At 71.9% G+C, this 17,092-nt stretch carries 16 protein-coding genes; 3 read left to right on the forward strand and 13 right to left on the reverse strand.

The features are described from left to right. The first annotated feature begins 114 nt into the window (after nucleotides 1–114). From alr to JNX00_RS01105, 3 genes are all read left to right on the forward strand, one after another. Entirely contained in the window at nucleotides 115–1,227 is a 1,113-nt protein-coding gene (gene alr, locus JNX00_RS01095) for an alanine racemase (RefSeq protein ID WP_204743842.1), read from the forward strand. Nucleotides 1,228–1,261: 34 nt separating this feature from the next. After that, nucleotides 1,262–2,083, forward strand: coding sequence for a helix-turn-helix domain-containing protein (locus JNX00_RS01100; protein ID WP_083293269.1), 822 nt, complete (start codon nucleotides 1,262–1,264; stop codon nucleotides 2,081–2,083). An 87-nt stretch (nucleotides 2,084–2,170) separates the two neighbouring features. Continuing rightward, nucleotides 2,171–2,608 (forward strand): VOC family protein, encoded by a 438-nt coding sequence (locus JNX00_RS01105; protein ID WP_204743843.1) that lies wholly within the window; start codon nucleotides 2,171–2,173, stop codon nucleotides 2,606–2,608. A 99-nt stretch (nucleotides 2,609–2,707) separates the two neighbouring features. Here JNX00_RS01105 and JNX00_RS01110 read toward each other — a convergent pair whose 3' ends face one another. The 13 genes from JNX00_RS01110 to JNX00_RS01170 form a co-directional block, all read right to left on the reverse strand. Next, complete coding sequence (locus JNX00_RS01110; protein WP_070400175.1) at nucleotides 2,708–4,249, reverse strand: glycosyltransferase family 39 protein; 1,542 nt, start codon at nucleotides 4,247–4,249, stop codon at nucleotides 2,708–2,710. Nucleotides 4,250–4,292: 43 nt separating this feature from the next. After that, the gene (locus JNX00_RS01115) at nucleotides 4,293–4,655 is read right to left on the reverse strand and encodes an SMR family transporter (protein ID WP_070400176.1); all 363 of its coding nucleotides are present in this window, start codon (nucleotides 4,653–4,655) and stop codon (nucleotides 4,293–4,295) included. Next, nucleotides 4,652–6,118, reverse strand: coding sequence for a UbiA family prenyltransferase (locus JNX00_RS01120; protein ID WP_070400177.1), 1,467 nt, complete (start codon nucleotides 6,116–6,118; stop codon nucleotides 4,652–4,654). Before JNX00_RS01120 ends, JNX00_RS01115 begins: the two co-directional genes overlap by 4 nt. A gap of 51 nt (nucleotides 6,119–6,169) precedes the next feature. Further along, the gene (locus tag JNX00_RS01125; RefSeq protein WP_070400178.1) at nucleotides 6,170–6,829 is read right to left on the reverse strand and encodes an exopolysaccharide biosynthesis protein; all 660 of its coding nucleotides are present in this window, start codon (nucleotides 6,827–6,829) and stop codon (nucleotides 6,170–6,172) included. Between the two features lie 76 nt (nucleotides 6,830–6,905). Continuing rightward, entirely contained in the window at nucleotides 6,906–7,910 is a 1,005-nt protein-coding gene (locus tag JNX00_RS01130) for a sulfate ABC transporter ATP-binding protein (protein WP_204743844.1), read from the reverse strand. 58 nt (nucleotides 7,911–7,968) lie between these two features. Beyond that, on the reverse strand, nucleotides 7,969–8,856 hold the full coding sequence (gene cysW / locus JNX00_RS01135) for a sulfate ABC transporter permease subunit CysW (protein ID WP_204743845.1): 888 nt from the start codon (nucleotides 8,854–8,856) through the stop codon (nucleotides 7,969–7,971). A 61-nt stretch (nucleotides 8,857–8,917) separates the two neighbouring features. Then, nucleotides 8,918–9,793, reverse strand: a complete 876-nt coding sequence (cysT, locus tag JNX00_RS01140) for a sulfate ABC transporter permease subunit CysT (RefSeq protein ID WP_070400181.1) — start codon at nucleotides 9,791–9,793, stop codon at nucleotides 8,918–8,920. 3 nt (nucleotides 9,794–9,796) lie between these two features. After that, a complete protein-coding gene (locus tag JNX00_RS01145) occupies nucleotides 9,797–10,792 on the reverse strand; it encodes a sulfate ABC transporter substrate-binding protein (protein WP_070400322.1) in 996 nt (331 codons plus the stop codon). A 142-nt stretch (nucleotides 10,793–10,934) separates the two neighbouring features. Next, on the reverse strand, nucleotides 10,935–13,637 hold the full coding sequence (locus JNX00_RS01150) for a hypothetical protein (RefSeq protein ID WP_204743846.1): 2,703 nt from the start codon (nucleotides 13,635–13,637) through the stop codon (nucleotides 10,935–10,937). After that, nucleotides 13,619–14,281 carry a hypothetical protein gene (locus JNX00_RS01155; protein WP_204743847.1) on the reverse strand — a complete coding sequence of 221 codons (663 nt, stop codon included), beginning with the start codon at nucleotides 14,279–14,281 and terminating at the stop codon, nucleotides 13,619–13,621. Before JNX00_RS01155 ends, JNX00_RS01150 begins: the two co-directional genes overlap by 19 nt. Before the next feature lie 187 nt (nucleotides 14,282–14,468). Beyond that, complete coding sequence (locus tag JNX00_RS01160) at nucleotides 14,469–14,762, reverse strand: DUF1330 domain-containing protein (protein WP_070400184.1); 294 nt, start codon at nucleotides 14,760–14,762, stop codon at nucleotides 14,469–14,471. A 135-nt stretch (nucleotides 14,763–14,897) separates the two neighbouring features. Next, nucleotides 14,898–15,914, reverse strand: a complete 1,017-nt coding sequence (locus JNX00_RS01165; RefSeq protein WP_204743848.1) for a sulfate ABC transporter substrate-binding protein — start codon at nucleotides 15,912–15,914, stop codon at nucleotides 14,898–14,900. A gap of 134 nt (nucleotides 15,915–16,048) precedes the next feature. Further along, complete coding sequence (locus JNX00_RS01170; protein ID WP_070400323.1) at nucleotides 16,049–17,002, reverse strand: LysR family transcriptional regulator; 954 nt, start codon at nucleotides 17,000–17,002, stop codon at nucleotides 16,049–16,051. Nucleotides 17,003–17,092 lie beyond the last annotated feature (90 nt).

A 17,092-nucleotide genomic window follows, 5' to 3' on the forward strand; every position in this document is an offset into this window, starting at 1 on the left:
TTTGAGGCTTGTCTCCGTGAGGTGGCGCGGGTTATAGCACGCGTGTGCGCAGGCGCCGCCGGAAGGCCACCCCGCCGCTCGGACTGGATTTCCCTTCTTGACTTTTCTCACGCCATGCCCCGCCCCATCCTGGCCACCGTGCACACCGGCGCCCTGCGCCACAACCTCGGCATCGCGCGCGAGCGCGCCCCCGACGCCCGCGTCTGGGCGGTGGTCAAGGCCAATGCCTATGGCCACGGCATCGAGCGCGCCTTCGAGGGCCTGCGCGGCGCCGACGGCTTCGCCCTGCTGGACCTGGCCGAGGCCGAGCGCCTGCGCGCCCTCGACTGGCGCGGTCCCATCCTGCTGCTCGAAGGCGCGTTCGAGGCGCGCGACCTGGAGCTGTGCTCGCGCCTGAACCTCTGGCACGCGGTGCACTGCAATGAGCAGATCGACTGGCTGGCCGCGCACAAGACCCAGCAGCCGCACAAGGTCTTCCTCAAGCTCAACAGCGGCATGAACCGCCTGGGCTTCACGCCCGCGGCCTACCGCACGGCCTGGGCGCGGCTCAATGCGTTGCCGCAGGTCGAGGAAATCGGCCACATGACGCACTTCAGCGACGCCGACGGCGCGCGCGGCATTGCGCACCAGGTGGCGCTGTTCGAGCATGCCACCGACGACCTGCCCGGCGAGCGCACGCTGGCCAACAGCGCGGCCATCCTGCGCCACGCGCGCGGCGCCCTGCGCGGCGCCGGCTCGCTGGCGGCCGACTGGGTGCGCGAAGGCATCGCGCTCTACGGCAGCGCGCCCGACTTCCCCGAGCACAGCGCCGCGCACTGGGGCCTGCGGCCCACCATGACGCTGTCCACCCGGGTGATCGGCGTGCAGCAGCTGCAGGCCGGCGACACCGTCGGCTACGGCTCCACCTTCACCGCCGACGGGCCCATGCGCATCGGCGTCGTCGCCTGCGGCTACGCCGACGGCTACCCGCGCCACGCGCCCAGCGGCACGCCGGCGCTGGTGGACGGCCAGCGCACGCGCACCCTGGGCCGCGTGAGCATGGACATGCTCACCGTGGACCTGAGCGGGCTGCCCGAGGCGGGCATCGGCAGCGAGGTGGTGCTCTGGGGCCGCGCCGGCAACGGTGCGCTGCTGCCGGTGGACGAAGTCGCGCACGCGGCCGGCACCATCGCCTACGAGCTGCTGTGCGCGGTGGCGCCGCGCGTGCGCTTCGAGGCCGCCGACTGAGCGGCCCGGGCGCGACGAACCGGCTCCAATCCCCATGAACCGGCGCCGCGCCCCCCACCCGCTGCTGCGCCCCTTCGTGCGCGAGGTCTGGAGCTGCGCGGCCGGGCCCGCGGGCGAGGCGCAGGCGCGCATCGAGCGCCTGCTGCCCAGCGGGCTCATGCACCTCGTGCTGCGGCTGGACGACGTGCCGGTGCGCCTGCTGCGTTCGCCCGACGACCCCCTGGGCGAGCCGCTGGCCCCCGCGGTGCTCGGGGGCGCGCGCACCGCGCCCTACCTCAAGCGCCTGCGCGCCCGCTCGGCCAGCGTGGGCGCCACGCTGCTGCCCGGTGCCGCGCAGTGGCTGTTCGGCCTGGACGCGGACGCCGTCACCGGCCGCCACGTGCCGCTGGAGGCCCTGCTCGGCGCCGAGGCGCAGCGGCTGCGCGAGCGCCTGCTCGAGGCCCCGAACGTGGACGCGCGGCTTGCGCGGTTCGAGGCCTGGCTGCTGGCGCGCCGCCCGCCGGTGCCGGGCCAGGCCGGCGCGCTGGCGCGGCTGCTGCGGCAATCGCCCTCCGTGGGCGCGGCGGTGCGCGCCAGCGGCCTGGGCCGGCGCCGCTTCGAGCGGGCCTTTCTGCAGGCCACGGGCCTGAGCCCCAAGGCCTGGCAGCGCGTGCGCCGCTTCCAGCGGGCGGTCGGCGCCCTCGCCGCCGCCGACGCACCCGCGCCGGCCGAGCTGGCCGCCGCGCTGGGCTACAGCGACCAATCGCACCTCATCCGCGAATTCCGCGCCATGGCCGGCCTCACGCCCGGGCGCTTTCGCGCGCTCGCGCCCGAGGAGCCCAACCACCTGCCCCTGGACCCGCCCCGCCGGGGCTGAGCCGGCGGCGCGAACAATTTCTTCTATACGCGGCGTGCCACGACCGGCACAGTGCGGGGGTCCTACCGCTGTCCACGGGAGCCGCCCATGCGCATTGACGAAACCTACGCCTACCTCTGCGTGCACGACACGGCCGCCGCCATTCATTTTTATGGCAAGGCCTTCGGCGCCACCGAAAAGTTCCGCCTGGTCGAGCCCTCGGGCCGCATCGGCCACGCCGAACTCGCCTTCGGGCCCCACACCGTGATGCTGTGCGACGAGTTCCCCGAGTGCGGCATCCGCAGCGCGCGCAGCCTGGGCGCCACGCCGGTCACCCTGCACCTGCACGTGGACGACGCCGACGTCATGCTGGCCCAGGCCGTGGCGGCCGGCGCCACGCTGGAGCGCGAGGCCAGCGACGCGTTCTACGGCGAGCGCAGCGGCGTGGTGCGCTGTCCCTTCGGCCACCGTTGGCTGATCGGGCACGCCATCGAACAGGTGACCCCCGAGGAAATGCAGCGGCGCTACACGGCCTTGTTCAACTGATCGCGGCGGGGCACGCGCGCGGGGCCTGGCACGGCGCGGCGCCCGCGGGCCAGAAAACCCTCAGCGTGTGGCGCGCCAGGGCCAAGGTCGCGCCCTTGCTCAGCGCCCCGGCGAGCATTCCTTGAAGCCGTAGCGTTCGCAGAAGGGGTTGCCCAGCACCGGCAGCCAGCGCGGAATGTCGTGGAAGTCGCGCGCCACGGCGGCCAGCACCCGCTCGCGGTAGGGCGCGAAGCGAAAACCCTCGCCGTCGACGTACCAGAAGCGCGCGCCATCCACCACGAAGGCGTGCTTGCTCACGCGCTCGAAGTAGGGCGCGTAGTTCGCGAGATCGGGCTCGTCGTAGTGGAAGACGCGGATCGGCTGGCCGTCGTAGCGGCGGAAATCGATCACCTGGTCGTCCTGGCGCGCGTGGTGGCGGCCCGGGCCGAACACCGGCACGTACTGGCCGTGGCGAAAGGCCAGCATGGCCGCCGGGTTGTAGGCCTGGGCCATGAGCGTGGCCCCGGCGGGCAGGCCCTGGCGCAGGCCGGCGACCACCGCGGCGTTCTCGCGCAGGAACACCGCGCGATCGGCCCATTTCGTTTGGGCGAACCACGCCACCGGCGCCAGCGCGATCGCCAGCACCACCACCAGGTGCGGCAGCGACAGCGCCGCCGTGTAGCCCAGCAGGCGGCGCAGCGGGCGCACCTCGCAGCGCAGCCCGGCCCAGACCACGAACACCGGCACGAAACCCAGCACCCAGTGCAGGCCGATGGTGCGGCGCGTGGCCAGCAGGGCGAACACCACGAAGGGGAAGATCCACAGCACCGCGAGCGTGGTGCGCGCGCTGGCGCTCACGCCGGCGGGCGCGCGCGAGCGCGCGGCACGCCACAGCCACCAGGGCGTCACCAGGTACAGCGCCATGCCGACGTAGGTGAGGAAGGTCTCCAGCGACCAGGCCGAGGCTTCGTTGCGGTTGAAGACGTTGAACATCACGTGGCTCCAGCCATGCGTGGCGTTCAGGTACAGGTTGGCGCCGATGGCGGGCAGCGCGGCCACGAACACCAGCACGGGCGCCCACCAGCGCTCGCGCCGCCAGCCCCAGGCGTGGGCCGCGTAGGCAAAGCCCAGCAGGGCCGCGAAGTACTTGCCGAAGAAGGCCGCGCCCAGCAGGGCGCCGCTGAGCAGGTACCAGCCGGTGCCGCGCCCGCTGGTGTCGGCGCGCACGTAGGCCCAGAACGACAGCGCCATGAACAGGATCAGCGGCGTGTCGGTGGTCACCAGCACGAACAGCCAGCTCCAGGGCAGGGCCAGGTAGACGGCGCCGGCGAGCCAGGCCTGGGCCTCGCGTTCCTCCGGCAGCAGGCGGCGCAGCAGGTCCACCACCAGCAGGGCGATGGCGCTGGTCACCAGCAGCGTGGCGCTGCGCAGCACCAGGGGCGCGTCGCCGCCGATGGCGCGCAGCAGCGCGATCAGCCAGCCCACCAGCGGCGGGTGGTCCGAGTAATGCCAGGCCGGGTGCGCGCCCCACTGGTAGAAGAAGGCCTCGTCGCCCGTGAAGGGAAACACCGCGGCCAGGAACACCTTGAGCAGCAGTGTGAGGCCAAAGGCCCACCAGAAAAGGCGGCGCGCGGCCGCGAGGGAGTTGTTGTCGGCTTTCATCGTCGGGTATCGGCGGCGCGCATGGGAGGCGGCCGGGCGCCGATCATGCCCGAGCGGAGAGGGCCAGCAGGCTCACGCCAACCACGATCAGCGTGCAGCCGGCCACGCGCAGCCACGAGAAGGGCTCGCCCAGCCATAGCACGCCCAGCAGCATGGTGACCACGAAGCCCAGGCTCACCAGCGGGTAGGCCAGCGACACGTCGAGCCGCGACAGCACCCACAGCCAGAGCACGGCGCTGGCGCCATAGAGCAGGAGGCCCAGCCAGACCATGGGGCTGGTGAAGGCCTGCACGTAGGTGCCGGCCACGTCGGCGCCGCCGGGGCCCAGGCCGCGCTTCATGGCGAGCTGCGCCGCCGAGGACAGGAGCACGCAGAGCAGCGCGAGCAGCAGGGCGAGGGACTTCATAGGTGGGGCTGCCAGCCGATGGTGGCCGCCAGGCCGATGCCGCCCATGACGAACAGCGTGGCCCAGCTGAAGGGGTCTTTCAGCGCGAAGGCCAGCGGGTCTTCGCCGTGGAGTTCGCGCCGGCCGGTCTTGAACCAGATGCGCATCACCCACATCAGCAGAACCGGCGCGGCGGCCCACAGCCAGTCGGGCTGGGCGTAGAGCGCGCGGCTGTTGGGCGAGTCGATGTAGAGCGTGAGCACCAGCACCGACATGAAGCCGCTGGCCATGCCCATGGTGCGCAGCGTGGCCAGGTCGCGCGGCTGGTAGCCGCGGCCGGGCGCGGGCGCCTGGTGCGCGTCCACCGCCTCTTCCAGTTCGGCGCAGCGCTTGACCAGCGCCAGGCTCAGGAACAGGAAGATGGAGATGGCCAGCAGCCAGTTGGACAGGTCCACGTGCCCGGCCAGCGCGCCGGCGCCGATGCGCAGCGTGTAGAGCGTGGCCAGCAGCAGCACGTCGAACAGCGGGATGCGCTTCCAGCGCAGCGAGTAGCCCAGCGTCAGCGCGGTGTAGAGCAGCAGCGCGCCGGTGAAGGCCTGGCCGACCCAGGCGGCCAGTGCGAAGGCGGCCAGCAGCATCGCCGCGCCAATGGCCACTGCGGCGCCGATGCCCAGCGTGCCCGCCGCCAGCGGGCGCAGGCGCTTGAGCCGGTGCGCGCGGTCATTGGGCAGGTCGAGCAGGTCGTTGACCAGGTAGGTGGCCGAGGCGCAGAGCCCGAAGGCGACGAAGGCCACGAACAGCGTGAGCCACAGCGAGGGGTCGGTGGTGTGCGCCGCCAGCAGCGGCACGAACAGCAGGCCGTTCTTGGACCACTGCTTGAGGCGGATCGCGCGCAGCACGGTCTTGGGTGTGAGCGGCCGCCGTTCGAAGACGCGGGCGGGCGCCTGCGCGGCCTGCAGGCGCCGCAGCACGCCGGCCGGCGCGTTCACCGCGATGGCCTGCGCGCCGCCGGCCCAGACGGGCAGGTCGTCGGCGCTGTTGCCCGCGTAGGCCCAGCGCTCATGGCCCGCGGCGCGCGCGTGCGCGGCGATGGCCTCGCGCTTGTGGGCGCGGCTCAGGTTGGGGCCGCCGTCCTCGGTGGCCAGCACGCCGCTGAACACGCCCAGGTGCTCGGCCACGCGCCGCGCCACGCGCGCGTCGGCGGCGGTGGCCAGCACCAGGGTGCGGCCGCGCGCGTGTTCGGCGCGCAGGAACTCGATGAAATCCGCGCGCCAGGGCAGGCGCTCGGGCTCGGGCAGCACGGCGTCGGCCAGGGCGCGCTTGAAGCCGGCCTTGCCACGCGCCAGCCAACCCACCATGCGCAGCAGGTTCAGCGGATGGCGGCGCGCGAACAGCACGATGGATTCGTGCAGGGTGTCGCTCGGCGTGAGCGAGCCGTCCAGGTCCACATAGAGCGGACAGTCGTCCAGGGGAGGGTTGTGCATCGGGCCTGTGCTGCGGGTCTCGGGCGATTCTAGGGGCCGCCCGCGGCGGCCTCAGGCGCCCGTCAGCCAGCCCCAGCCGCGCTGCGCCAGATCGATCGCGAGCTGGCCGAAGGCCAGGGTGTAAGCGATGGCGGCGGCGCCGGCCAGGGTGGAGGCCGCCAGCGCCAGGCCGTCGCGGAACAGCCAGCCCAGGCCCAGCAGCACCAGGCTGGCGCTGGGCAGCACGTTGCCGAAGGGCAGGGGCAAAAAGATGATGGCCGCCATCGCCGCGATCCAGGCGCCCCACCAGCCGCGCGTGCGCTCGTGCCGCCAGGCCTGCCAGCGCGGGCCCAGCCAGCGGTCGGCGAGGGCGTACAGCCAGGCCAGGGCGTGCAGGCTGCGGCGCGACCATTGTTCGTTCAGGGTGAAGCCGCCCAGCGCGCCCGGCAGGGCCACGCGCTCCCGGCCGCGCGCCCAGGACCAGCCCAGCGCGGCGATGAAGAAACTCACGAACCAGCCCGCGCCGCCCACCGGGATGAGGGTGAACAGCGAGAGCACCATCACCAGCACCGGCAGCGAGGCCTCGCCGTGCAGGTTCAGCAGCTCGGCCAGCGTCAGGCGCAGCGGGGCGGTTTCGTCGGGCTTGTGCGAGCCGCCCAGGCCGTGCGCGCGCCAGCGCCGTTCCTGGCGGATGGCGGCGCGGCGCAGGCGGCGGGCGAGGCTGTGGTCCATGGGGCGGGCAGATGCTGGTGTCCCTGCATGACCCGCTGACGACAGCGGGGTTCCCCGCGCCCGGCGGGCGCCTGCCTCAGGCCAGGGCCGGTTCGGGCGCGCCGAGCGGGCTGCGCGGCGACACCAGCACCGCGTCGCCCTCGCGCAGGCCCAGGGAGTGGAACTGGGCCGTGCCCAGGCGGGCCTCGATCAGGTCGTGCGCGCCGGACTCGGGCTCGAGTTCGAGCCGCACCACCGGGTCGAGCACCAGCGCGCGCCGCAGCGTGGCCACCACGGCGCCGCGCGTGTCGGTGCCGGGCAGCAGGCGCCGCACCTCCAGCTCGTGCGGGCGCAGCGGGCGCGTGCCGTCGCCCACCAGCGGCACGCCGCCGAGGAAGCGCGCCACGAAGGGCGTGGCCGGGTGTTCCCAGACCTCGCGCGGCGAGCCCACCTGCTCGATGCGGCCGTGGTTCATCAACACCACGCGGTCGGCCACTTCCAGGGCCTCTTCCTGGTCGTGCGTGACGAAGATGCTGGTGACGTGCAGTTCGTCGTGCAGGCGGCGCAGCCAGCGGCGCAGTTCCTTGCGCACCTGGGCGTCGAGCGCGCCGAAGGGCTCGTCGAGCAGCAGCACCTTGGGCTCCACCGCCAGCGCGCGCGCCAGGGCGATGCGCTGGCGCTGGCCGCCCGACAGTTGCGCGGGGTAGCGGTCGGCCAGCCAGTCGAGCTGCACCAGCTTGAGCAACTCGACCACCTTGGCCTGGATCTGCTTGTCGCTCGGGCGCTCGCCGCGCGGCTTCACGCGCAGGCCGAAGGCCACGTTCTCGGCCACCGTCATGTGGCGAAACAGCGCGTAGTGCTGGAACACGAAGCCCACGTTGCGCTCGCGCACATGCACGTGGGTGCTGTCCTCGCCGCTGATGACGATCTGGCCAGCGTCGGCCGTTTCCAGGCCCGCGATGATGCGCAGCAGCGTGGTCTTGCCGCAGCCCGAGGGGCCCAGCAGGGCGAGCAGCTCGCCGCTCTGGATGTCGAGCCGGATGTTGTCCAGCGCGTGGAAGCTGCCGAAGTGCTTGGAGATGTTCTGGACGTTGATGCTCATGGTGAAACCTTCGCGCTGCGCGCTGCGGTGCGAGTGCCTTCGGGCGGCCGTGCGGCACTCATGTGGACGCTCCTGCGAGGGAGGTGTCGTTGCGGGGCCGCTCGGGCGGCCGTTCGGCCAGGGCCTTGAGTTCACGCTCCATGCGCCACTCGGCCACGGTCTTGATGACCAGGGTGACCAGCGCCAGCAGGGCCAGCAGAGAGGCCACGGCGAAGGCGGCCACCGACTGGTACTCGTTGTAGAGGACCTCCACGTGCAGCGGCATGGTGTTGGTCTGGCCGCGGATGTGGCCCGAGACCACCGAGACCGCGCCGAACTCGCCCATGGCGCGCGCGTTGCACAGGATCACGCCGTAGATCAGACCCCACTTGATGTTGGGCAGCGTGACGTGCCAGAAGGTCTGCCAGCCGGTGGCGCCCAGCACCTGCGCCGCCTGTTCCTCGTCGTTGCCCTGGGCCTGCATCAGCGGGATGAGCTCGCGCGCGATGAAGGGGAAGGTGACGAAGACAGTGGCCAGGACGATGCCGGGCACGGCGAAGACTATTCGGATGTCGTGCTCGGCCAGCCAGGGGCCGAGCCAGCCCTGCGCGCCGAAGACCAGCACATAGATCAGGCCCGCCACCACCGGCGAGACGGAGAACGGCAGGTCGATCAGCGTGGTGAGGAAGGCCTTGCCGCGGAACTCGAACTTGGCCACGGCCCAGGCCGCGGCCACGCCGAACACCAGGTTCAGCGGCACCGCGATCGCGGCCGTGAGCAGCGTCAGGCGGATGGCGGCCCAGGCGTCGGGCTCCTTCAGCGCTTCCCAGTAGGCCTCCCAGCCCTTGCGCAGCGCCTCGGTGAACACCGCGGCCAGCGGCAGCACCAGGAACAGCGCCATGAACGCCAGGGCGATGCCGATCAGCGTGCGGCGCACCCAGGGCGCCTCGGTACGGGCCAGGCTCATTCGAAAACCTCCGCGCTGCGCGCTGCGGTGCGAGCGCCCTTCGGAACGGCCGTGCGTGCGCTCATGCCATCGCCCCCCCGGAGCGCTTTCGCTGCCAGGCTTGCAGGGCGTTGATGACCAGCAGCAGCACGAAGGAGATGCCCAGCATCACCGAGGCCACGGCGGTGGCGCCCGCGTAGTCGTACTGCTCCAGCTTGGCGATGATGATCAGCGGCGTGATCTCCGACACCATGGGCATGTTGCCGGCGATGAAGATCACCGAGCCGTACTCGCCCACGGCGCGCGCGAAGGCCATGGCGAAGCCCGTGAGCAGCGCGGGCGCGATGCTCGGGAAGATCACGCGCGAGAAGGTCTGCCAGCGCGTGGCGCCCAGGCTGGAGGCGGCTTCCTCCAGCTCCTTCTCGGTGTCTTCCAGCACCGGCTGCACGGTGCGCACCACGAAGGGCAGGCCGATGAAGATGAGCGCGATGACCACGCCGTTGGGGTTGAACGCCAGCTGGATGCCCAGCGGCGCGACCACCTGGCCCACCCAGCCGTTGTCGGCCAGCAGCGCGGTGAGCGAGATGCCGGCCACGGCCGTGGGCAGGGCGAAGGGCAGGTCCACCAGGGCGTCGACGATCTTCTTGCCCGGGAAGCTGTAGCGCACCAGCACCCAGGCCACCAGCAGGCCGAACACCACGTTGACCAGTGCCGCGATCAGCGAGGCGCCGAAGCTCAGCCGGTAGGCGGCCAGCACGCGCGGCGAGGCCACGGCGTCCCAGAACTGCGCCCAGCTCATGGAGAAGGTCTTGAAGACCAGGGCCGAGAGCGGGATCAGCACGATCAGGCTCAGGTAGAGCAGGGTGTAGCCCAGGGTGATGTTGAAGCCCGGCAGCACGCGGCGCGTGGGGCGCCGCGCGCCGGGGGCTGCCTGCAGGGGCAGCGTGGCGGCGGTCATGGTTCAGCGGGCCGTGTAGATCTGGTCGAACTGGCCGCCGTCGTTGAAGTGCACCTTCTGCGCGTCGGCGAAGGAGCCGAAGTACTGCTCGACGGTGAACAGCTTGATGGGCTTGAAGACGTCGGCGTGCTTCTTGAGCACCGCTTCCGAGCGCGGCCGGATGTTGTGTCGGGCCGCGATCTCCTGGCCCTGCTCGCTGTAGAGGAAGTCGAGGTAGGCCTTGGCCTGGGCGGCCGTGCCCTTCTTGTTCACCGTGCGCTCGACGATGGCCACCGGGTTCTCGGCCACGACGCTCGCGCTCGGGTGCACGGCGTCCACCTTGCCGGCACCGAACTCCTTGTTCACCGACACCACCTCGGACTCGAAGGTGATCAGCACGTCGCCGATGTTGCGTTGCAGGAAGACGCCGGTGGCGTCGCGCCCGCCGCGCGCCAGCACGGGCACGTTGGCGTAGAGCTTCTTCACGAACTCGGCGGCCTGCGCGTCGCTGCCGCCCTTGGCGCGCACCTGGCCCCAGGCGGCCAGGTAGGCGTAGCGGCCGTTGCCGCCGGTCTTGGGGTTGACCACCACGACCTGCACGCCGGGCTTGATGAGGTCGTCCCAGTCCTTGATGTTCTTGGGGTTGCCGTTGCGCACCAGGAACAGCATGGTGGAGGTGGTGGGCGCGGCGTTGTGCGGGAACTTCTGGCGCCAGTCCTTGGCGACCACGCCCTTGTCGGCCAGGAAGTCCACGTCGGTGGTGGTGTTCATGGTGACCACGTCGGCCTCCAGGCCGTCGGCCACGGCGCGCGCCTGGGCGCTGGAGCCGGCGTGCGACTGGTTCACCACCACGGTCTTGCCGGCCTTCTTCTGCTGTTCGACGAAGGCGCTGTTGATGTCCTTGTAGAACTCGCGCGCCACGTCGTAGGAGACGTTGAGCAGCGGGGTGGTCTGGGCCGAGGCCAGCGTGCTCAGGGCCAGGCCCAGGGCGGCGGCGGTGGTGCGCAGTGCGGTTGTCATGGTCGAAAACTCGGGGCGTTTGGGAAGCGGGAAGGGCATTCTGGAAGTGCTCTTCACAAATACAAACGACAGTTTTCTTGTTTCTTTATGCCGTTGCGGCATGTAGACCCGGCCGGGCCCGCGCGACCGGGTTCTTGTGGGCTCATACCTTGATGGCGTAGGCCGGCAGCGGGCCGGCGGCCGGCTCGGGCGCGTCCCCGTGGAAGCACGCCTCGAAGGCAGTGGGCGGACCGCTGACCCCCGACAGCGCCTCATCGCCCTCGCGCCCGGAAGACCAGAGATCGATGGGCTCCGCCTCGTCGTCCGCCGGCCGGAAGACCGGCGGGCCATCGACCAGCGCGTCCCACCAGGGTTCGGGCTGGGCGCGTTCCTGTTGGACGGCCTGTATCAGGCGTTCGGCCAGTTCGGCGCAGTCGCGCAGGCGCCGCCGCATCCAGCGGTCGGACCATCGCCCCTTCTCTTGCTCGTCGGCCAGGGCGAGCTGGCCCAACCGGCAGGTGTCCTGCAGCTCCCGCAGGCAGCGGATCAGGCAGTCGGCGGTGTCCGGGTCGTCTTCGCCGCCGCCCTGGTAGCGCTCGGGCCAGGCGATGCCCAGGCCGTCGGGGCGCAGCGGCAAGCCGCTCAGCAGGGGCTGGAGCAGGTCGCGCCGCAGCTGGGCGAGCGCTTCGGTGTCGCCGCGCTGTGCATGGCGCTCCAGGGCCTTGAGCGCTTGCCCGGGGGTGGCGAGGGACTTGCGCCCGAAGCCGCGCGCGAGGCGTCCCACGCGGTTGTGGTCCCTTCGCAGCTGCGCCTTGCCGGCGTGTTTGACGGCGTCGATCAGGTCCGCGAGATGGGCGAAGGGCGTGGGCGCCTGGGCCGCCTGCGTGCGCAGCACCGGCACCGGGGCGTGGTGGCCATCGAGCGGCGCGCTCGGGTCCGACGGAAACAGCCGCAGGCCGATGGTGCCCGTGGCCACGGCGCGCACCAGCTGGCCGTGCTGCGCCCGCGTCCGGACCCAGGCCGCCTGGCGCAGCGCACGCAAGGTGTCGGGCGCCACACCGGCGTCCAGCAGGGCCCGTTCGGCGTCGCACAGCGGCGGCGCGCCGCCGGGGGCCTGGCTGGCCTGCAGTCCCACCTCGTACAGCTGGCCCTGCAGCCAGTCGAGGCTTAGGTAGGTGTTGTGGCGCAGCGCCTGCCGCTGGGCCTCGTTCAGCGGCGCGTCGACACCGAGGCGGCCGGCGTACAGCTCGCTGGCCTTGAAGCCGTCCGCATCGCGCAAGGCCCTGGCTTCCCGGTCGCGCCGGCGCATGCGCTGCTTGTCCGCCGCCAGATAGGCCTGGTACTTGGCGAGGTGCGTGAGCAGGAAGAGGCCCAGCGCGGAGCCGACGACGGCGGCCGGAATCGTCCCATAGGAACCGGTGCCCGCCGCCATCGCGGCCAGGCCCAACAGGCTGAGCAGAAAGTTGACCAGGTTGAACTTGCCCCGGAACTTGCGGGCCCAGGCCACGCGCTTGGCCTGGTTCGTGCGCTGAATGGCCTTGGCCAGCTGCCGGGCCAGGTTGCGGCGCACCTGCAGGGCCTGCTTCACCTGCTCGGGGTCGGCGCCGGGGGTGACGCTGTCGGGGGACAGGCCCCACACCACGCGCTCGAAGGCCTGCAGCTTGGCGAGGCGGGCGGCCCGCGCCTTGCCCATGCGCTTCTGGCCGCCCACGCGGTCCCAGTTCGCGGTGAGCAGATGGGCCAGCGCCAGCAGCACCGCCACCGGCGGCACGGCCTGGCCCACGGTGTCCAGGGCGGCGCCGGCCGCGCCGCTGGTGAGCAGGTGGGGCAGCAGCGTGGCGAGTGCGCTGAACAGCTGGAAAGGGACCTTGGCGCCCTGCAGCGCGCCGTCGCGCAGGAAGGCGATCTGCTCGTCGCTGAGGCCGGCGAGCAGGTCGAGGGGGTGGCTCAGGCCTTCGCGCATGCGCTCGAACAGCGGCACCCGCGACGCGGCGTCGAAGGCATCGATGCGCGCCTGCAAGGCGTCGCGCTGCCGCTCGGCGTGGTCGGCCAGGCCTTGGCGCCGCTCGTCCGGGTAGGCCAGGGCCTGCTGGCGCAGGCGCAGGGCCTCGTCGGCGCTCACCAGGTGGTCGAGGTGCAGCTGGCGCCGCTCAATGGCCCGCTCGCGCTCCGGGCCCAGCAGATAGGCCTTCTCGAAGCCCTTCAACAGGCCGGTCAGCGCGTCCACGTTGAATTGCGCGAGGTCGCGTGTGGCCCGCAGCCGCGGGTCAGGGCCGTGGCGCAGCTGGTCGTTCAGCTGGTGCAGCAGGAGGTGCTGCGCGCCCAGCAGCGCCTCGAACGCCTGGTACTGCTGGTGGGCCTCGCGCCAGGCATGCAGGGTCAGGCCCGTGTCGACGAGGGAGCACAGCAGGTTGAAGAGGCCGCCCGCGAACAGCGTGGCGGGCAGCGCGTCGCCGCCGGCGTCGTCGGTGAAGGCGTTCGCCAGGCCGGTGCCGCTGGTGGCGCCCGCCCCCGTCGCCCAGCCGGCGCAGACCGCGGCCAGGAGGTCGGGCCTGTCCAGCAGGCCGGGGGCGACGTACGCAGCGCCGACGACCGGGGCGTCCACGGGCGGCGCCGCCCGCACGCCCTGGCGCGGCGACGGGCGAGGGCTGCCGGGCGCCGACGGCTGGCGCGACGCGCGCTGATCGTGCAGCTGCCGCAGGTTGTTCTGGGCGTGCGATGGGCTGCCGGGGTGCTGGAGCGTGCGCGGGCTGCGCGGCGCCAAGCCGCTGCCGCCGTCCGGCAAGGGGTGGATGGGGGGGCGTTCGACCCGGGCTTTGCGGGGGGAAGGCGGCCGGCGGATCAAGCTCAGGGACAGTGACTGCACGGGGTCGTTCCTTCCTGTGTCGTGTCCGCTCGGCGCGGGGCGGGGCCGGGGTCCATGGCCCAGCCCTTGTAGGTGTCGGGATAGGCGTGGCTGCGACCGATCTCGACGTCTTCCAGCACCGCGAGCGCGTCGGGCGCGCGCCCGGCCAGCGAGCGGTGCAAACCGATCAGGTAAGTGGCGATGGCCCGGCGCTGGTTGCCGCAGGCGCGCACCGGCGGGGCCGGGTGCCCGTCGCCCGCGCACAGCAGCAAGACCTTGCCCTTGCCATTGACCAGGGGCACCGTGTCGCAGGGGATCAGGGGCGTGTCGCGCCAGGTGAGGGCGCGGGCGTCGAACAGCACCGTGGGGGCCGGTCGCACACCGGTGCGCGCGCATTCGCGTTCGAAGGCCGCGATCACCAGCGGGTGGGTCAGGAAGAAGGTCGGCGTCCGCCCGGCCTTGGCCAGCAGATCGTCCAGGTCGTCGGGCGTGGGCGGGCCGGACAGCGGGAACAGCACCTGGGTGGGGGGCACGCGCGAGAGCCAGCCGTGCCGGGGGTTGTGGATGAGGTCGTTCGTGCGCCAGGCCTCGACCGCGTCGATCGCCCGGCGCAGCGGCGCCTGGGCGTCCGCCGCCAGCGGGGTGGATGTCCGTCCGCTCGACATGGCCAGTTCAAAAGGGTTTGGTAATGAAATAGGCTTACGAATGGACGCACTCTAGGTGCGCCGGCCCGTTTCACCAACCAATGTTTGGTTGTGTGCTCATGACAGAAATGTCTGAGCGACCGTGTCGGGCGCGGGGCTGGCGCCGACAGGGTGTCGCCGGCCCGGGCCGGCGCTGCTGCGGCGCGTGTCAGCTCGCCGCTTCGATGATGCGGATGTCGCGTTCCGCGCCCTGGCCCAGGGCCTGCAGGGCGGCCTGGTAGCCCGGGCTGTCGTGCGCCGCGATGGCCTGCGCCACGCTGTCGAACTCGATCAGCACGGCGCGCTGGTGCGGGGCCGCTTCGTACACCTGGGCGGGCATGCCGCGCGCCAGGAAACGGGCGCCGGCCGCCTGCAGGGCGGGCAGGGCCAACTCGGCGTACTTGGCCAGCGCGGCGGGGTCGGTGATCGAGCGGTAGGTGGCCATCCAGTAAGCCTTGGGCATGGGGGGAGTCTCCTCGGTGGTCGGTTGGGGGAAGCCGTTGACGGCGCGCTGATTGTCGCCCGCAGGTCCAGGCCCCCTCGAGACCGCCCCAGGACCCGGCGACGCCCGGGGGACCGTGACGGCGGCGGGCGGCGCTTATTTCTTGGTGTAGATCTGGTCGAACGAGGCGCCGTCGGCGAAATGCGCCTTCGCGGCCTTGTCCCAGCCGCCGAAGGCCTGGTCGATGGTGAACAGGTTGAGTTTGGGCAGCTGCTTGGCGTACTTGGCCTGGGCCTTCGTCGAGACCGGGCGGTAGAAGTTTTTGCCGATGATGTCCTGCGCCTCTTCGGTGTAGAGGTACTCGAGGTAGGCCTGGGCCACGGCGCGCGTGCCCTTCTTGTCCACGTTCTTGTCGACCACGGTCACCGCGGGCTCGGCCAGGATGGACAGCGAGGGGTAGACGAAGTCGAACCTGGCGCCGAACTCCTTCTCGAGCAGGTAGGCCTCGTTCTCCCAGGCGATCAGCACGTCGCCCTGGTTGCGCTGCGCGAAGGTGATGGTCGAGCCGCGCGCGCCGGTGTCGAGCACCGGCACGTTGTTGTAGAGCCGGGCGACGAAGTCCTTGGCCTGGGCGTCACCGCCGAACTGGCGCTTGGCGAACTCCCACGCGGCCAGGTAATTCCAGCGCGCGCCGCCCGAGGTTTTGGGGTTGGGGGTGATGACCTTCACGTCGGGGCGCACCAGGTCGTCCCAGTCCTTGATGTTCTTGGGGTTGCCCTGGCGCACCGCGAGCACGATGGTCGAGGTGTAGGGCGAGCTGTTGTGCGGCAGGCGCTTCTGCCAGTCCTTGGGGATCCACTGGCCGTGGACGTGCAGCGCATCGGTGTCGCCGGCCAGGGCCAGCGTGGCCACGTCGGCGTCGAGGCCGTCGATGATGGAGCGGGCCTGTTTGCCCGAGCCGCCGTGCGACTGTTTGATCGTCACGTCCTGGCCGGTCTTGGCCTTCCAGTGCTTGGTGAAGGCCTGGTTGATCTCGACGTAGAGCTCGCGCGTGGGGTCGTAGCTCACATTGAGCAGGGTCACGGGCGCGGGGGCCTGGGCCTGGGCGCCGCCCACGCTCAGGGCGAGGGCGGCGGCGCCCAGGGTGGTCAGCAGGTGGCGGCGGGTGGTCATGGGTCGTTCCTTCTTCGGAGGGCGGTGCTGTGAGACAGCGAGGCCGCGATGTTCCCGGGAACGCCTCCAGGAAGGAACGAATACGTTTTTGGTTGTTTATGACGAAAACATCTATGGCCACCGCTTGCGGAGGCTCAGCCACGCAGCGGGAACCCCTGCGCCAGCGCCTCGCGCAGCCAGGCCACGAACACCGACACCGCGCGTGGCACATGGCTCGCGTAGGGACGGATGGCGTAGAGGTGGTCGCTGAAGGTGCCCACCGACGCCCAGTCCGCCAGCACCTCCACCAGCTTGCCCGCGCGCAGGGCGGCCTGGGCGCTGAAGTCGGGCACCAGCGCGATGCCCAGGCCCGCGATCGCGGCATCGCGCAGGGCCTCGCTGTTGTTGGCGGCGAAGGGCCCCGCCACCGGCACGGTGAAGCGCTGGGCGGGCGCCTGGCGGCGCGCCTCGCCGGCCGGCTGGAAGTGCCAGGCCGGCGTGTCCTGCGCGCGCGGGTAGTGCAGGCAATCGTGGCCAGCCAGGTCCTGCGGCGCGGCGGGCGTGCCGCGGCGGCGCAGGTAGGCGCGGCTGGCCACCAGCACCGAGCGCGTGCGGCACAGGGTCCAGGCCACGTGCGTGTCGGGTGGCGCGGCGGTGTGGCGGATGGCGAGGTCGAAGCCCTCGGTGGCCAGCGAGCTCAGGCGGTCCGACAGATCGAGCTCGACGCGGATGCCGGGGTGCTCGCGCAGGAAATCGGCGATGCGCGGCACCAGCTGCTGGCGCGCGAAGGCCACCGGCGCGGTCACGCGCACCCGGCCCGCGGGCACCTCGGCCAGGTCGCGCACGCTGGCGAAGCCCTGGGCGATGCGCTCGAAGGGCTCGCGCAGGCCGTCCACCAGGCGCTGGCCGGCCTCGGTGAGACGCACGCTGCGCGTGGTGCGCTGCACCAGGGGCACGCCAGCCGCACGCTCCAGTTCGCTGATGTGCTGGCTCATGGCGGCCTTGCTCACGCCCAGGCGCTGCGCCGCTGCCGTGTAGCTGCCGTGCTGCGCCAGCACCGTGAGCCAGTGCAGGTGGGACCAGAGGTGTTCGGCTTTTTCCAGACTCATGCGGCGATTGTTCACCATGGCAAACAAAACGTTCAAGCCCAGGGTCTAGGCGCGGCCGGGCCCTCTGCCTAGACTGGACCGCTTCTTCAC

It is taken from the genome of Hydrogenophaga sp. YM1 (assembly GCF_016903055.1).
GTDB classification, from domain to species: Bacteria; Pseudomonadota; Gammaproteobacteria; order Burkholderiales; family Burkholderiaceae_C; genus Hydrogenophaga; species Hydrogenophaga borbori.

Coding starts and splice junctions, on each gene's coding strand:
- alr (WP_204743842.1), top strand. CDS start 115: ATGCCCCGCCCCATCCTGGCCACCGTGCACACCGGCGCCCTGCGCCAC.
- JNX00_RS01100 (WP_083293269.1), top strand. CDS start 1,262: ATGAACCGGCGCCGCGCCCCCCACCCGCTGCTGCGCCCCTTCGTGCGC.
- JNX00_RS01105 (WP_204743843.1), top strand. CDS start 2,171: ATGCGCATTGACGAAACCTACGCCTACCTCTGCGTGCACGACACGGCC.
- JNX00_RS01110 (WP_070400175.1), bottom strand. CDS start 4,249: ATGAAAGCCGACAACAACTCCCTCGCGGCCGCGCGCCGCCTTTTCTGG.
- JNX00_RS01115 (WP_070400176.1), bottom strand. CDS start 4,655: ATGAAGTCCCTCGCCCTGCTGCTCGCGCTGCTCTGCGTGCTCCTGTCC.
- JNX00_RS01120 (WP_070400177.1), bottom strand. CDS start 6,118: ATGCACAACCCTCCCCTGGACGACTGTCCGCTCTATGTGGACCTGGAC.
- JNX00_RS01125 (WP_070400178.1), bottom strand. CDS start 6,829: ATGGACCACAGCCTCGCCCGCCGCCTGCGCCGCGCCGCCATCCGCCAG.
- JNX00_RS01130 (WP_204743844.1), bottom strand. CDS start 7,910: ATGAGCATCAACGTCCAGAACATCTCCAAGCACTTCGGCAGCTTCCAC.
- cysW (WP_204743845.1), bottom strand. CDS start 8,856: ATGAGCCTGGCCCGTACCGAGGCGCCCTGGGTGCGCCGCACGCTGATC.
- cysT (WP_070400181.1), bottom strand. CDS start 9,793: ATGACCGCCGCCACGCTGCCCCTGCAGGCAGCCCCCGGCGCGCGGCGC.
- JNX00_RS01145 (WP_070400322.1), bottom strand. CDS start 10,792: ATGACAACCGCACTGCGCACCACCGCCGCCGCCCTGGGCCTGGCCCTG.
- JNX00_RS01155 (WP_204743847.1), bottom strand. CDS start 14,281: ATGTCGAGCGGACGGACATCCACCCCGCTGGCGGCGGACGCCCAGGCG.
- JNX00_RS01160 (WP_070400184.1), bottom strand. CDS start 14,762: ATGCCCAAGGCTTACTGGATGGCCACCTACCGCTCGATCACCGACCCC.
- JNX00_RS01165 (WP_204743848.1), bottom strand. CDS start 15,914: ATGACCACCCGCCGCCACCTGCTGACCACCCTGGGCGCCGCCGCCCTC.
- JNX00_RS01170 (WP_070400323.1), bottom strand. CDS start 17,002: ATGAGTCTGGAAAAAGCCGAACACCTCTGGTCCCACCTGCACTGGCTC.